The organism is Micromonospora sp. NPDC049204, assembly GCF_040647935.1.
Classification (GTDB): Bacteria; Actinomycetota; Actinomycetes; order Mycobacteriales; family Micromonosporaceae; genus Micromonospora.
This window is the reverse complement of record NZ_JBEZDC010000007.1, coordinates 279,809-294,686: the sequence shown is the minus strand read 5'-3', so window position 1 is coordinate 294,686 and position 14,878 is coordinate 279,809. Positions and strand designations below refer to the sequence as shown.

The following is a 14,878-nucleotide window of genomic DNA, read 5'->3' as shown; positions in this document are numbered from 1 at the left end:
GGGCTAGGGCGACGGCTCCGCCGCCATCGGGTTCTTCCGGGGCGGGGCGGCGGCGGTGTAGGCCGGGTGGGTTCGGTGCAGCGCCCGGAACGGCAGGTAGCAGAGCATGATCAGCCGGCTGGTCAGCCAGGCCCGCCAGTAACTGGCGCTACCTGCCCGCCCCGAGTGGCTGGCGTAGGAGGCGTCGATCATCCGCAGGTACGCCCAGAAGTCGGCCGGGTCGTTCCGGAAACGGCGCGCCGAGGTGCCGGCCCGGAGCCCGGCGGCGAAGACCACCCGGTGGCCGGCCCGCCGCAGGTGGATGCCGAGGTCGAGGTCCTCGTGGTAGCGGAGGTCGTCGCAGAGGTCGGGCCGGATGGCGTGCCAGGCCCGAGCCCGGACCGCCATGTTCGCGCCGAACAGCCAGTCGAGCCGCTGCCGGCTCGGCAGTGTCCACGCCCGGCGCAGCGTCCGGTCCACCGCGTTGAGGGCCGCCGGAAAGCGGATGTCGTAGTAGGTCACCGGACCGGTCACCGCCGCGACGGTGTCGTCCGCGAAGACTCGGCGGACCGCCTCCACCCAGTACGGAGGCAGCCTGGTGTCCGCGTCGATCCGCCCGATGACGTCGCCGGTGGCCGCCGTCAGGCCACGGTTGCGGGCGGCCAGTACGCCCAGCCGCGGTTCGGTGAGCAGCACGACCCGATCGGTGTAGTCGGCCAGCCGGGCCCGGGTCGCGTCCGTGGAGGCGTTGTCCACCACGATGATCTCGTCTGCCGGCGTCGTCTGCCGGAGAACCGCATCGAGGCACGGCCCGATGGTCTCCTCCTCGTTGTGCACCGGCACAACGATTGAGACCCTCGGTGCGCGGGCCGCACCCGCTTCGGCGCTGTCGGATGGTCCAGCCGCCCCGGTCATGGTCCGCCCCCGCCATTGCGAATCGATGGATCGTCGCGCTGGAAGCGTGCCATGCGAAGCCGCACCGGCGCTGTCCCGGAGGCTGAACAGCAGCGGCTCGTCACCGGATTCCGGTGACGAGCCGCTGATCTGCTGGTGGGCGATACTGGGTTTGAACCAGTGACCTCTTCCGTGTCAAGGAAGCGCGCTCCCACTGCGCCAATCGCCCGTGCTTGTTGCCGAGGTGGGGACGGGATTTGAACCCGCGTACACGGCTTTGCAGGCCGTTGCCTCGCCTCTCGGCCACCCCACCGAGGTTGCCCCCGTCATGCGTGGCGGCAGCTCCGAGCGGACGACGGGATTCGAACCCGCGACCCTCACCTTGGCAAGGTGATGCGCTACCAGCTGCGCTACGTCCGCACGCCCCCGGACGTTCCCGGGTGACGGATGAGAACTTTAGCCGAGCCAGTGAGAGACTGCCAACTCGGGGTCATCTCGGCGCGTCCCATCCCTGCCGGGTGGGGATCGGGACCACCACGGGCAGGCTTCCTAGGGGGCTGGCCTGGTGCCGGTGACCGCCACCGACCGTCACGCTCGGGCACGCGCGGACGATGATGGCCATCGTTGCGCCGCACGTCGCCCACCAGGCACTTCGTGCATCATCCACGCGCGGCGGACCTCGGTGAACGCTCGCACAGGAACGACTGACCGCACCCCGAGGAAGTGTCCGGCTTCCGACTGTCGCATCGCGGATCCGGCCGTAGCGGTAACTGTTCGTGTTCAATCGGATGGGCTACGGTAACGGTCGTGACGAGACGTGCGGCCGAGATCCGCCTGGATGCCCTGCTGCGCACCGCCTGTGACGTGATCGTGGAGCGCGGTCTGGCCAACACCCGGACGGCCGACGTGGCACAGGCCGCCGGCGTGAGTCAGGCACTTGTGTTCTACCACTTCGCCACCAAGGATCGCTTGCTCGCGCAGGCCTTCGCGTACGCGGTCGAGCAGGATCTGGCCCGACTGGACACGGTGACCCGCTCCTCGGCTCCCCCGCTGACCAAGCTCCGCCGGATCCTCAAGCTCTACACGCCGGCCGGCCGGGCAACCTCCTGGTCCATGTGGATCGACGGCTGGTCCGAGTCGCTGCGTACCCCGGAGTTGGAGAAGGTGTCCCGCCGGCTCGACCTGCGCTGGCGACAGGACCTGGCTGCGGTGATCTCCGCCGGGGTGGCCGACGGCACCTTCCAGTGCGCCGACCCGGACGGGGCCGCCTGGCGGATCAGCGCGGTGATGGACGGCCTCGCCGTCCAACTCGCCGTACACGACCGGGTGATCTCCCGTCGGCAGTTCGGCGAGTGGGTCCGGCTGGTCACCGCCCGGGAGCTCGGCCTGGACCTCAGCGACCTGGACTGAGCCGGACAGCCGGCGCAATCGCCCCCACCAGGCCCGGCAAAACGGCTCGGCCCGCCCCGCCGACCGGAACAATCGGCAGCATGGATCTGCTGGAGGCGTACCGCCGGAGCCTGGCCGAATTCGTCGACCGGGTGGACCAGGTCGGACCCGGCCAGTGGTCCGACCCGACACCCTGCTCCGACTGGGACGTACGCACGCTTGTCAACCACGTGGTGAGTGAGGACCGGTGGAGCGTCCCGCTGCTCGCCGGCCGGACCATCGACGAGGTCGGCGACCGACTCGACGGCGACCAACTCGGCGACGACCCGATCGCGGTGGCGCGGGAGGCAGCCGCGCAGGCCGAGATCGCCGCCACCCATCCGGGCACGCTCGACCGCGCCGTGCACCTGTCCGGTGGTGAGACCCCGGCCGCGGAATACCTTCAGCAACTCCTCGCCGAGCATCTCGTCCACGGCTGGGATGTGGCGGTGGCGATCGGCGCGCAGCCGCGGCTCGACCCGGATGCGGTGCACGTGGCCGCCCGGTGGTTCGCCGGCCAGATCGACGACTACCGCCGCGACAACCTGGTCCAGACCGGGGTGCGGGTCCCCGACGACGCCGACGAGCAGGACCACCTGCTGGCCGCCTTCGGCCGCAACCCCGACTGGGCGCCGGGCGACTGACCGCCCCGAAAAGCCGACCGCCCGCCGAGCGTTGAAGCGTTGAGCGCCTGAGCGCGCGCGGCGCGTGACGCCGCGGGCGGCCCGCCAGAGGGTGCCAGCCGCCTGACGCGTTCTACCAGAGGCCGGCTTTCGTGAAGTCGAGCTATTTCGATCAGTTGGCCCGTCGGACCCCCCGGGACCTTGCCGCGATCTCGATCGACTGATATCCACAGATGCGCATGCCTCACCGCGCATCGACGGTCGGCGGCCGCCGGCCCTTCCGCTCCCACGAGGAGGTCCCGTGCCATTACCCGAATGGTCACCCCCGATGAGCCGGCGTCGACGCCGGCTCATCGCCGTCCTGGCGACGACGGCCACGGTCGCCGCGCTGCTCCCCACCGGCGTGAGCACCGCGGCCCCCACCGGCGGCGCGGCGACCGCCGAGCGCCGGTCCGGACCGTTCAGCGAGGGGCACGAGCCCGCCGACGCCGACAACCGCACCGGTACGGCGGCACCCGACGCCCGCCAGCGCGGCCTGGCCCGCGCCGCCGACCCCGACGTCCGGTGGAACCGACTCGGCACCCCGCAGGCCCTCGGCCCCGGCCGCGCACCGCTCGCCACCGGCCTGCCCGCCGACCCGGAAGCCGCCGCCCGCGCCTACCTGGGGGCCAACCGCGACCTGTTCGGCCTGGACCCCGCAGCGGTGGCCAGCATGGAACGGGTGCTGGTCCGGCCGATCGGCACCGGCGCCGTGGTCACCCTCCGGCAACGCTTCGGCGACCTGCCCGCCGGGCCGGACGGTCTCGTCACCCTCGCGGTCGCCAAGGGCACGGTGCTCTCGGTCAGCTCCTCGCTGGCCCGCCACACCGGTACGCCCGCGCCGGCCACCCGCACCGCCGAGCAGGCGTACGCCGCCGCGCTCGCCGACGCCGGGCTGACCGCCGCCGCGGTGGCCAGCCACACCATCCGGTCGGTGGCCGTACCCACGCCGCTGGACGGGCCACGGGCCGCCTACGAGGTGACCATGATCGGCGCGGACGCCGACGACCCGGTCGCGTTCACCAGCTACGTGGACGGTGGCACCGGGCAGGTCCTGGTCCGGGAGGACCTCGTCGACTTCGACTCCGACAACCCGAGCTGGGCGGTCTTCCCGGCCACCCCGCCCCGCGACCTCGGCCCCGGGCAGGACCCCCGGGTGCGCTGGTGCGGCGACCCAGCGCCCGGCTGCCAGGCCGCCTTCCGCGACCCGGCCACCGGCCAACCGTGGGACATCGACGCGGCCACCGGCACACCCACCTTCACCTCGCGCGGCAACTCGGCCAACACGGTGCTCTCCTGGGGTGCGGGCACCCCGATCGTCCCGGCCACCACCAGCCCGGAGCGCCGCTACGAGTACCCGTTCACCGACCAGTGGCACCAGGCGAAGTGCAACCCGGAGGTGTTCACCTCCGCCCAGCGCAACGACGCCGACGCGTCGATCGCCAACCTCTTCGCCATGCACAACCGGATGCACGACTGGTCGTACCAGTTGGGCTTCACCGAGTCGGCGTGGAACCTCCAGGCGGTCAACCTCACCCCGGCCGGGCTGGGCGGTGACGCCGAGCAGGGCCGCGCCCAGCAGGGCGCGCTGACCGGCAACCGGAACAACGCCAACCAGGGCACCGGGCGCGACGGGCAGCCGCCGACCACGAACATGTACCTGTGGCAGCCGCAGGCCGGTGGCCCGTACCCGCCGTGTGTGGACGGCGACTACGACATGACGGTGATCGGCCACGAGTACACCCACGCGATCACCAACCGGATGATCGCCGGCCCGGACAGCGGGATCGGCGGCCACCAGGGCGGCGCGATGGGCGAGTCGTGGGGCGACCTGCTCGCCGCCGAGTACCTCTTCCAGAACGGACTGCGCGCACCCGGGGAGACGCCCTTCGTCACCGGCGGCTACGTCACCGGCAACCTGGTCAGCGGCATCCGCAACTACGACCTCAGCCGAAGCCCGCTCAACTACTCCGACATCGGCTACAACACCGCCGGTCCCGCCGTGCACGCCGACGGGGAGATCTGGGGCGCCACCAACTTCCGGGTCCGCGCCGCGCTGGTCAAGCGGTACGGCCTCGGCACCGGCCAGCGGCAGCTCGACTGCGCACAGGGGAAGGTCGCCGCCGACAAGTGCCCGGGCAACCGGCGCTGGTCGCAGTTGGTCTTCGACTCGTTCCTGCTCCAGGCCGCCAGCCAGGTCAGCATGCTCGACATGCGCGACAACATGCTCACCGCCGACCTGCTTCGTTTCGGCGGCGCCAACCAGGACCTGATCTGGGCCGAGTTCGCCCGCTCCGGGATGGGCCGGGACGCCGCCACCAACGGCGCCGGCGACACCGACCCGACGCCGAGCTTCGCCTCGCCGGGCGGCGGCAACGCGACGCTCACCCTGCGCCCGCGCGGGGACAGCGCCGACGCGCCGATCCGGGTGTACGTCGGGGCGTACGAGGCACGGGCCACGCCGATCGCCGACACCGACCCGGCGACGCCGATCCCGGACACCGTGGAGATGGTGGCCGGCACGTACGACCTGCTCGCCGTGGCCCCCGGCTTCGGGCACCAGCGGCTCAGCGTGGTCGCCAAGGCCGACCAGGACGGGTTCGTGGACCTGCGGATGAGCCGCAACCTGGCGTCCACCGCGTCCGGGGCGACGATCACCGGCGACGGGGTCAACCTGGACCGGATCGCCGACGACACCGAGGCGACGAACTGGGCCTCCCTGGACGGGGTGGCCGGCCGGCAGCTCACCGTGGCGTTGCCCGGCGGCGCCCCGCAGACGGTCAAGCGGGTGAACGTCAGCGCGATGCTGCGCCCGGCGATCACCGGCGACGCCGACACCGGCAGTCAGAACGCGCTCAGCGCGCTGCGCTCGTTCGCGGTGTCCGCCTGCAACGCGACGACCACCGACTGCGCGGATCCGGCGCGCTGGCAGCGGATCTACACCAGCGCGGGCGACGCGTTCCCCGGCGGGGCGTACCGGTCGTACAGCCGGGACATCAACCTCCGCACGTTCACGGTGCCCAGCACGCTCGCCACCCACCTGCGACTGGAGGTGCTGGCGAGCCAGTGCACCGGCGGCCCCCGGTACGCGGGCGAGCAGGACGACGACCCGGTCACGACGACGGACTGCGCGACCGCCAGCCCGGCCCGGACGCAGGTCCGGATCGCCGAGTTCCAGGCGTTCTCGGGGTGACACCGTGGGGGTCGGCGGACCACCCGCCGGCCCCCACGTCCCTCGATCAGCGGCGGGCCGGCCGCCAGCGGTCGGCGGGGACCGGCCGTTCCCAGCGCCGGTCCACCGGCGGGTCCTCGGCCTCGTCGGCCGGGGCCCGGGTCAGGTGCCGCAGCCGCAGCAGCAGGCCCATCCCGAGGAAGAGCAGCAACCCGCCGAGCAGGAACGCCGCGTGGACCACGCCGAACCCGCCGGACTGCGAGGCTGGGCGGCCCGCCGGTGGGGCCGCGTCGGCCGGATAGTCGCCCGCCGGTTCCACCACGGACGTGTCGTCCTCCTCGGCCGGCGCGCTCGCCGGCTCGCTGGGCCGCGCCGGGGTGGCGCTCGGCGTCGGCGTACCGGTCGGGGTGGCGCCCGCGCCCCGCACCGAGCGGGTGGCCGTCTGCCGGGCCAGCAGGCGCGCGTTGGCGTCGTACGCCTCGGCGGCGAGGGTGACCCGCCCCTGGGTGACGTCCTCGGCGAAGGCCACCCGGTAGCGTGCCGTGACCGTGCGGCCCGGGCAGAGCGTGCCCGGGTCGAGCTGCCGGTCGGTCAGCCGGGCCACGTCACCCTCGGTCCGGACCTCCAGCGGGAAGTCGCCGGTCTCCTCCACCCGGTCCATCTTCACCTGGTCGAGTCGGATGCCCTGCACGCTGAGCACCATCGACCAGCGCACCTTGACGCATCCGCCGCGCCGGTCCGTCTGGGACACCACCGCGGAGATCGTCCGCACCTGATCCCCGGCGGTGAATCGGGCCGGCAGGCCGCTCAGCTCGGTGGCGAAGGCCGCCTGGGCCGGCGCGGCCAGGGTCAGCACCGCCCCCGTCACGCCGGCAACCAACGCCCCGACCCGCAGCGCGTACCGCCACACGATCACCACCACCTCGCCTCTTCTCGTCACTCCCGGGAAACGCTAGGAGGAAACGGGCGGGCCGGACAGAGGGGTGTCTTCGCAGCGGACGCCAAGGACGAGTGGTGATTTCACCGAGGGTGGTGAACCCCTCACCCGTACCGGTCCACCTCCCCGCGCCACCCGCCATTGCCGGTGCGCGAGAATCGCCTGGTGTCCGAGCTCTCCAGCACGTTCGTCCGGCTGCACGCCCGGCTGGCCCCGGTCCCCTTCGTCCCCGAGGTGCGACTGCACCAGGCCGACGAGCCGATCGGGCTGTGGGAGCTGACCGAGGGCGAGTTCTCCACCGACCGGCCGCCGCCGTTCTGGGCGTTCGCCTGGGCCGGCGGGCAGGCCCTCGCCCGCTACGTGACCGACCACCCGGAGCTGGTCGCCGGCCGCCGGGTGCTCGACCTCGCCTCCGGCTCCGGCCTGGTGGCCATCGCCGCCGCCCGCGCCGGGGCGGCGGCGGTGCGAGCCGTCGAGGTGGACGAGTTGGCGGTGGCGGCCGTCGCGCTCAACGCCGAGGCCAACGGGGTACGCGTCGACGCCGAGTTCGGCGACATCCTCGACTCCGACGCCGGGGACGCCGAGGTGGTGCTCGCCGGTGACGTCTTCTACAGCGACGCGATGGCCCGGCGGGTGCTGCGGTTCCTGCTGCGCGCCGCGCGTGCCGGCGCACCGGCGCTGGTCGGTGACCCCGGCCGGGCGTTCCTGCCCCGCGACCGCTTCGACAAGTTGGCCGCGTACGACGTGCCGGTGCCGGAGGCGCTGGAGAGCGTACGGGTGAAGCGCACCACCGTCTGGCAGTTGCGCGCCGGGCTGCCGGGAGCCGCCCGCTAGCGTGTCGACGTGCTGTTCTCCAGCTGGGGGTCCGCGGTCCAGGCACCCTGGCCGGACGTCGCCGAGGTGAGCGACCACGTCGGCGTACGCCACCTGGTCGTCACCCGACACGCGCTGGTCCGTCAGGTGCTCGCCGACCCGGTCACCTACCGGCCGGACAACGCGCTGGACGCGGTGACCCCGATGCCGGTGACCGCGTTGCGGGTGCTCGCCGGGCACCGGTTCCGGCTGCCCCCGACGCTTGCCAACAACTCGGGTGCCAGCCATCCGGAGATCCGGGCGATCGTCGCGGCGGCGTTGCACCCCGAGCGGGTCGCCGCGCAGCGGCCCTGGCTCACCGCGCTGGTCCGGGACCGGGTCGCCCGGCTCGGTGCCTGGCTGGACACCGGCGCGCCTGTCGACCTGTACGCCGACCTCGCCGCCGACCTGCCGCTGCTGACGCTGGCCCGACTGGTCGAGCTGCCGGACGCGCCCGTCGGCGCGGTCAAGGAGTTCGCCCGCGCCGCGCTGGAGTTGTTCTGGGCGCCGCTGGACACCGACCGGCAGCTGGCACTCGCCGCCGAGGTGGGCCGGTTCCACCGCGTACTGCGGGACTTCGCGGCCACCGGCGGCGGGTTGGCCGGCGAGCTGCGCGCGGCCGGGCACCCGCCGGACGTGGTGGTCGGCGCGCTCTTCTTCCTGCTGGTCGCCGGGCAGGAGACCACCTCGCAGTTCCTCACCCTGCTGCTGCACCGGCTGGCCGGCGAGCCCGCGGTGCGGGCCGGCCTACGCACCGGCGACGTCGCGGTGGCCGACGTGGTGGAGGAGGGGCTGCGGCTGGAGCCGCCGATCGTCACCTGGCGGCGGGTGGCGGCGACGGACAGCACACTCGGCGGTACGGCGGTCCCGGCGGGCAGCAGCCTCGTGCTCTGGCTGGCTCGCGCCGGCCGCGACCCGGCGGTGGTCGAGACACCCGACGAGTTCCGGCCGGGCCAGCGTGGGTCCCGTCGCCACCTGTCGTTCGGTGCGGGCGCCCACCGCTGCGTCGGTGACGTGCTGGCCCGGATGGAGGCGGCCGTGGTGGTTGCCGAGGCAGCACCGCTGCTGGACGGGGTGACGGTGGTCCGTCCGCCCTGGTGCCCGGACAATCTCACCTTTCGGATGCCGGACGCCTTCGTCATCCGCCGCTCGGCGGGGGCACCGGCCTGATGAGATCCTGATCTCGCTTCGGTAGGTTTCCGGGCGTGTCAGCGACCCCCGCACGTCGGATCCTCGCCGTCGTACCAGTTCTGGCCCTGCTGGCGCTGAGCGCCTGCACAGCCGGCGGCACGATCCACGCCCGGCAGATCACCGCGAAGCAGCCGACGCCGTCCGCCCCGCCGTCGACCTCGCCGTCCCCGACCGTGAAGCCCACACCGGGAAGTCTGGACTGGTACGTGTCCCAGGTGCCGACCTTCCCCGAGGCCCCGCCACCGCAACCGGTGCCGCTGCCCGCGACCGGCGCGGCCCAGTTCTGGCACCGACTGCCGACCGACCAGAAGGTCGCCTTCATCACCATCGACGACGGTGGGCTGGCCCGCCCGCCCGCGGTGCCCGACTTCATCGAGCGGGCGCACATCCCGGTCACGATGTTCCTCAACTCGCCGGCGGCGCGGGAGCACACCGACTACTTCCGGCGGATCGTGGCGGCGGGCGGGGTCGTCGAGAACCACACCATCACGCACACCTCGCTGTCCGGCCGGTCGTACGACTACCAGAAGCGGGAGATCTGCGGGGCGGCGGACACGCTGGAGACGCTCTTCGGCACACGCGCGACCCTGTTCCGCCCGCCCTTCGGCAACCACGACGCCACCACGTTGCGGGCCGCGCACGACTGCGGCGCGAAGGCGGTCTTCCACTGGACCGAGACCGTGCACGAGGGGAAGGTGCGCTACCAGACCCCGGAGAAGGTGGTGCGGCCCGGCGACGTGCTGCTGATGCACTTCCGGCCGGCGCTGATGGACGACCTGCTCGCGGCGCTCAAGGCGATCCACCGGGCTGGGCTCACGCCGGCGCTGCTGGAGGACTACGTGCTGACCGAGGCGCCGACGACCTGACGAAAGTCAGGGTCGGGTGCTGCCGTTCGGGCGCGGCGCGGCAGCGGGCCGCACGCCTAGCGTCAGCGCATGATCACATTACGTGGGTTGACGAAACGGTTCGGGGCGACCGTCGCGGTCGACTCGTTGACCGTCGACGTCGCGCCCGGCCGGGTCACCGGCTTTCTCGGCCCCAACGGCGCCGGCAAGTCCACCACCATGCGGATGATCCTCGGGCTGGACCGTCCCACCGCCGGACAGGCCCTGGTCGGTGGACGCGCGTACCGGGAGCTGCGCCGACCGCTGCACGAGGTGGGCGCGCTGCTCGACGCCCGCGCCATCCACCCGGCCCGCTCCGGCCGGGCACACCTGCTCGCCATGGCCCGCAGCAACGGCATCCCCGCCCGCCGGGTCGACGAGGTGCTGGACACCGTCGGGCTGGACGCGCGGGCCGCCGGCAAACCGGGTCGGACCCTCTCCCTCGGCATGGGCCAACGGCTCGGCATCGCCGGCGCGCTGCTCGGTGACCCGCCGGTGCTGATGTTCGACGAACCGGTGAACGGCCTCGACCCGGACGGGGTGCGCTGGGTACGACACCTGACGCGCTCGTTGGCCGACCAGGGTCGGACCGTCTTCGTCTCCAGCCACCTGATGAGCGAGATGCAGCTCACCGCCGACCAACTCGTGGTGATCGGGCGGGGCCGGCTGCTCGCCGACGCGCCGATCGGCGAGGTAATCGCCGGCAGCACGGTCGCCGTCCGGGTGCGCAGCCCGCACCCGGACGGGCTGGCCGCCCTGGCCGCGCGCCTCACGGCCACCGGGGCGAGCGTGGTGGCGGCCGACCGCGACGAGCTGACCGTCACCGGCACCACCGCGGACCGGGTCGGCGACCTGGCGCACGAACTGGGGGTACGACTGCACGAGCTGACCGCGCAGGCCGCGACCCTGGAGCAGGCGTTCATGGAACTGACCGCCGACAGCGTCGAGTACGCCGGCGGCCCGACCGAGGGTGGGCAACGATGAGCGCACGGACCGACACGGGCACCCGCCCCGCCAGCACGCCGACCACCGGTGCGCCGGCCACCCTCCGGGGGGCGGTGGCCGCCGAGTGGACCAAGCTCTCCTCGGTCCGCAGCACCTGGTGGACGGCGCTGGCCGGGCTGCTGGTGATGGCCGCGAGCGCCGGCCAACTCGCCATCTACGCCGCGAACGCCAACACCAACGACGACCCGACCGACGACCGGGGGATCGTCACCGTCGGCAGCGTGCTGATCGACTCGGTCGAGCTGACCCAGTACGTGGTACTGGCGCTGGGCCTGCTCGCGATCACCGCCGAGTTCACCAGCGGCACCATCCGGACCACGCTCCAGTGCACCCCGTCGCGCGGCCGGGTGCTGCTGGCCAAGGCCGTGGTCACCGGGGCGGTCACCTTCGCGCTCGGGTTGCTGCTCGGCGGCGTCGGCACCCTGGTGGCCCGGCCGGTGCTCGGCGAGTGGGGCAGCGCCCCGGCCGCCGAGACGATCGGCGACATCGTGGCGGTGGCGGTCTACCTGGCGCTGATCAGCGTGCTCGCGCTGGGCCTCGGCGCCGCACTGCGCAGCGCGGTGCTCACGATCGTCGTGCTCCTCGCCACCCTGATGATCGTGCCGCTGTCGCTTCAGGAGCCGGACATCGAGGTGTTGAACCGGATCGCCGACGTGTTCCCCGGCGTGGCCGGCGGGCACTTCCTGGCCGGCGACACCGAGCCGTACCCGAGCCTGGTCGGGCTGCTCCTGCTCGCCGGCTGGGCCGGTGCCGCACTGCTGCTGGGCCGGGTCGCGCTGCGCCGCCGCGACGCCTGACGACCTGAGCGGGGGCTTCCCGGCCCCCGCTCAGCCGTCGACCAGCCCCGCCTCGTACGCGAGGATCGCCGCCTGCACCCGGTTACGCACGTCCAGCCGGGTGAAGATGCTGGTCAGATAACTCTTCACGGTGCCCTCCACCAGGTGCAGCCGGCGGGCGATCTCGGCGTTGGACAGCCCCGCCCCGACCAGGGCCAGCACCTCCCGTTCCCGCTCGGTCAACCCGGCCGTACGGTCCCGCGCGGCGGGCCGGCGGGCCAACCGGCCGGCACCCAGCTCGATCACCCAGCGGGCCACCCGCGGCGACAGGTACGCCCCGCCGTCGGCCACGGCGTGCACACCGGCGATCAGCTCACGCGGGTCGCCGGCCTTGAGCAGGAACCCGTTGGCACCGTGCCCGAGCGCGCGGGCGACATGGTCGTCCTCGCCGAACGTGGTCAACATGATCGTCGCGGTCTCCGGCACGAGCCGGCGGATCTCGGCGGCGGCGGCCAACCCGTCCAGCCGCGGCATCCGGATGTCCAGCAGCGCGACCCGAGGTCGGTGCGCGCGGACCAGCTCCACCGCGGCGCGCCCGTCACCGGCCTCGGCGACCACCTCGATACCGGGATCGGTGGCGAGGATGGCCCGGACGCCGGCCCGGATCATCGCCTCGTCGTCGGCCAGCACCACCCGCACCGGCGCTGCCCCGGCCCTGTCGGCGTCCACTACGCGATCCACTCCTTGCTGGCCAACCGGCCGTCGGTGAAGCAGAGCCGCCACGTCGGCTCGGCGAGGGGAAAGTTGCCGTCGGTGTAGTACTCGCAGCCGGCCCGGTCGACGCCGACGGGGCTCTCCACCTGCCGTCGGGGCAGACCCTCCAGCTCCGACCTGGCCGTGCCGACGCGCATCTGGTCAAAGGTGGCCCGGTCCAGCACCGTCCCGGCGGTCGCCACCGGGTAGTAGACGAGCGAGAGCACCAGGGCGAAACCGGCAGGTGCCAGGAGCGCCACCAGCAGACTGCGCCGGACGCGCCGGCGGGCGTCGTGCAGCCGCCGCTCCGCGTCCACCGGCCGCTCCACCGGGCCGGGCCAGCCGCCGGACACGCCAGCAAGATCGCTCTCGATCGCCTCCACCGGTGGCGCGGTCGCCGGCAACGCCGCCACCACGGCGAACCCGCCGTCGGCGCGGGGACCGGCGTCGAGCGTCCCACCGGCGAGGCGGACCCGCTCGGCGAGGGCGAGCAACCCGCTGCCCTGCGACGGCGGGGCGGGCAGCGGCTCACCCGACGGAGCAGCGTTGACCACGCTCACCTCGACCCGCTCACCGTCGCGGATGAGGCGCACCTCGACCGGGGCGCCCGGCGCGTACCGGGCCGCGTTCGTCAGCGCCTCACGGACCACCCGATGGGCCGCGTGGCCGGTCATCGCCGGCAGCTCCGCGACCGCCGAGCCGGCCTCCAGCCGTACCGCCAGGCCGGCCTCCCGGGCATTGTCGACCAGGTCGGCGACGGTCTCCCCACTCGGACGCACCGACGCGCCACCCTCCTCGCGGAGCACCCCGATGATCTCGTGAAGTCGCTCGGTGGCGGCGGAGACGCTGGCCCGCAACTCCCCCGCCGCGGCCCGATGCCGCCCGTCGAGGTCGGCGGCGACCTCCAGGGCGGCGGCACGCAACGCGATCAGGCTGAGGTCGTGCCCCAACGAGTCGTGCATCTCCCCGGCGATCCGGGCCCGTTCCCGAAGCCGGATGCGCTCGGCGGCACCGCGCTCCTCGCGGATCAGCGCCTCCACGTGACGATGACCGGCGGCGGCCAACTCCTGCTGCTGACGCCGGTACCGGCCCACCAACCAGGGGAACACCGCGGCGAAGAGCAACACCGAGGCCAGCAGGAACCAGGTGGCCTCGCCGGTGCCGAGCAGACCCAGGTTGAGCGCCGTACCGCCGGCCGCGATCAACACGAAGACCCCGGCCACCGGGCGCGCGGAGACGCTGCGCCGCCCGGTGAGATAGCTGAAGACCGGAACGGCGAAGACGAAATTGCCATCGACGACCGACCCGAGCACCACCAGCACCAGGGCGACCAACGGTCGGCGTCGACTCTCCACCACCGCCGCGCCGAGCAGCAGCAACTTGCCGACCAGCAGCGGCAGCGCGTACCGCGGGTAGGGCGGGCTCACCCCGGCGTAGCCGACCGGGGCCGCGACCACCGCCCAGAGCAACGCGTCCACCAGCAGGCGACGCCGCCGATCCAGCGGACCTGGCAGCGAGAAGTCGAGGATCCGCACGGCGGCCAGGCTACCCACGCCCGACCTGCGCGGACACCGACGAAAGTCAGGTCCTCAGCCGCTCTCCTCGGCCCAGACCCGCCAGTCGTCGAGCACACCGTGCAGGGCCGGCGTGAGCCAGCCCGGCGCGGAACGCCGGAACACCCCCGGGTCCATCGCCCCGGCGCCGTCGGGCAACGCGCCGAGCAGATTCGGCACCAGGTCGGTGAGGTTCGTCCAGTGCACCAACTCCGGCCGGCTCGGCCAGGCCCCGATCACCACACCGGCCGGCACCGCCCGCCGGTCGAGCGCCTCCAGGGTCAACGCGGTGTGGTTGAGCGTGCCCAACCCGGCGCGCGCCACCACCACGGCCGGCGCGCCGAGCGACACCGCCAGATCGGCCATCGTCCACAGCTCCCCCGACGGACGCAACCCCATCGGCACCAGCAACCCACCCGCACCCTCGATCAACACCAGGTCGTGTTTGTCCGCCTCCGCACGGACGGCGTCCACCGCCTCGTACAACTCCAACGGCGGCAGGTCCGCCACCCGGGCGGCCGCCAACGGGGCGAGCGGATCCGGATAACTGGCCAGGGTGCGGCCGGTCAGCGGGGCGGCCAGCCGGTTCACCACGTCCACGTCGCCTGGTTCACCGCCCGCCGTACCCGTCTGGCCCGGTTTGACCACCGCCACCCGCAGCCCGGCGGCCTGCGCCGCGGCCGCGATCGCCGCGGTCGCCACCGTCTTGCCGACCTCGGTGTCGGTCCCGGTCACCAGAACCGGCCCCTCCCACCCACTCACGGGGCTACCTCTGCTCGCGACTGCGGGGCT

At 73.5% G+C, this 14,878-nt stretch carries 13 protein-coding genes and 3 tRNA genes; 8 read left to right on the top strand and 8 right to left on the bottom strand.

All coding sequences use genetic code 11. From position 1 onward, the window contains the following. Positions 1–3: 3 nt before the first annotated feature. From AB0A90_RS16600 to AB0A90_RS16585, 4 genes are all read right to left on the bottom strand, one after another. Entirely contained in the window at positions 4–894 is an 891-nt protein-coding gene (locus tag AB0A90_RS16600) for a glycosyltransferase family A protein (protein ID WP_357247870.1), read from the bottom strand. Between the two features lie 133 nt (positions 895–1,027). Continuing rightward, positions 1,028–1,102, bottom strand: a tRNA-Val gene (locus AB0A90_RS16595). Positions 1,103–1,115: 13 nt separating this feature from the next. Continuing rightward, positions 1,116–1,186, bottom strand: a tRNA-Cys gene (locus AB0A90_RS16590). Positions 1,187–1,220: 34 nt separating this feature from the next. After that, positions 1,221–1,293 (bottom strand) — tRNA-Gly (locus tag AB0A90_RS16585). A 387-nt stretch (positions 1,294–1,680) separates the two neighbouring features. Between AB0A90_RS16585 and AB0A90_RS16580 the strand changes: the two genes are divergently transcribed. From AB0A90_RS16580 to AB0A90_RS16570, 3 genes are all read left to right on the top strand, one after another. Then, positions 1,681–2,283: a TetR/AcrR family transcriptional regulator gene (locus AB0A90_RS16580; RefSeq protein ID WP_357247867.1), complete on the top strand. Its 603-nt coding sequence runs from the start codon at positions 1,681–1,683 to the stop codon at positions 2,281–2,283. Between the two features lie 80 nt (positions 2,284–2,363). Beyond that, on the top strand, positions 2,364–2,945 hold the full coding sequence (locus AB0A90_RS16575; protein ID WP_357247865.1) for a TIGR03086 family metal-binding protein: 582 nt from the start codon (positions 2,364–2,366) through the stop codon (positions 2,943–2,945). 280 nt (positions 2,946–3,225) lie between these two features. After that, a complete protein-coding gene (locus AB0A90_RS16570; RefSeq protein ID WP_357247861.1) occupies positions 3,226–6,156 on the top strand; it encodes a M36 family metallopeptidase in 2,931 nt (976 codons plus the stop codon). A 46-nt stretch (positions 6,157–6,202) separates the two neighbouring features. Here the strand turns inward: AB0A90_RS16570 and AB0A90_RS16565 are convergent, their stop codons facing one another. Beyond that, positions 6,203–7,075 carry a hypothetical protein gene (locus AB0A90_RS16565; RefSeq protein ID WP_357247858.1) on the bottom strand — a complete coding sequence of 291 codons (873 nt, stop codon included), beginning with the start codon at positions 7,073–7,075 and terminating at the stop codon, positions 6,203–6,205. Positions 7,076–7,237: 162 nt separating this feature from the next. On the opposite strand from AB0A90_RS16565, the gene AB0A90_RS16560 reads away from it, so the two are divergent. The 5 genes from AB0A90_RS16560 (at position 7,238) to AB0A90_RS16540 (ending at position 11,801) form a co-directional block, all read left to right on the top strand. Next, on the top strand, positions 7,238–7,906 hold the full coding sequence (locus AB0A90_RS16560) for a 50S ribosomal protein L11 methyltransferase (protein WP_357247855.1): 669 nt from the start codon (positions 7,238–7,240) through the stop codon (positions 7,904–7,906). Positions 7,907–7,972: 66 nt separating this feature from the next. After that, the gene (locus tag AB0A90_RS16555; RefSeq protein ID WP_357248065.1) at positions 7,973–9,094 is read left to right on the top strand and encodes a cytochrome P450; all 1,122 of its coding nucleotides are present in this window, start codon (positions 7,973–7,975) and stop codon (positions 9,092–9,094) included. Between the two features lie 35 nt (positions 9,095–9,129). Then, positions 9,130–9,981 carry a polysaccharide deacetylase family protein gene (locus tag AB0A90_RS16550; protein ID WP_357247852.1) on the top strand — a complete coding sequence of 284 codons (852 nt, stop codon included), beginning with the start codon at positions 9,130–9,132 and terminating at the stop codon, positions 9,979–9,981. Positions 9,982–10,050: 69 nt separating this feature from the next. Next, positions 10,051–10,983 (top strand): ATP-binding cassette domain-containing protein, encoded by a 933-nt coding sequence (locus AB0A90_RS16545; RefSeq protein WP_357247849.1) that lies wholly within the window; start codon positions 10,051–10,053, stop codon positions 10,981–10,983. Continuing rightward, positions 10,980–11,801: an ABC transporter permease subunit gene (locus AB0A90_RS16540; RefSeq protein ID WP_357247847.1), complete on the top strand. Its 822-nt coding sequence runs from the start codon at positions 10,980–10,982 to the stop codon at positions 11,799–11,801. Before AB0A90_RS16545 ends, AB0A90_RS16540 begins: the two co-directional genes overlap by 4 nt. 30 nt (positions 11,802–11,831) lie before the next feature. On the opposite strand, the gene AB0A90_RS16535 is transcribed toward AB0A90_RS16540, so the two are convergent. From AB0A90_RS16535 to bioD, 3 genes are read right to left on the bottom strand one after another with little or no spacing between them, the layout of a single operon-like run. Then, entirely contained in the window at positions 11,832–12,509 is a 678-nt protein-coding gene (locus tag AB0A90_RS16535; protein WP_357247844.1) for a response regulator transcription factor, read from the bottom strand. Then, complete coding sequence (locus AB0A90_RS16530) at positions 12,509–14,068, bottom strand: histidine kinase (RefSeq protein ID WP_357247841.1); 1,560 nt, start codon at positions 14,066–14,068, stop codon at positions 12,509–12,511. The genes AB0A90_RS16535 and AB0A90_RS16530 overlap by 1 nt, the downstream gene beginning before the upstream one ends. A gap of 54 nt (positions 14,069–14,122) precedes the next feature. Beyond that, complete coding sequence (gene bioD / locus AB0A90_RS16525; protein ID WP_357247838.1) at positions 14,123–14,848, bottom strand: dethiobiotin synthase; 726 nt, start codon at positions 14,846–14,848, stop codon at positions 14,123–14,125. Positions 14,849–14,878 lie beyond the last annotated feature (30 nt).

Coding starts and splice junctions, on each gene's coding strand:
- AB0A90_RS16600 (WP_357247870.1), bottom strand. CDS start 894: ATGACCGGGGCGGCTGGACCATCCGACAGCGCCGAAGCGGGTGCGGCC.
- AB0A90_RS16575 (WP_357247865.1), top strand. CDS start 2,364: ATGGATCTGCTGGAGGCGTACCGCCGGAGCCTGGCCGAATTCGTCGAC.
- AB0A90_RS16545 (WP_357247849.1), top strand. CDS start 10,051: ATGATCACATTACGTGGGTTGACGAAACGGTTCGGGGCGACCGTCGCG.
- AB0A90_RS16540 (WP_357247847.1), top strand. CDS start 10,980: ATGAGCGCACGGACCGACACGGGCACCCGCCCCGCCAGCACGCCGACC.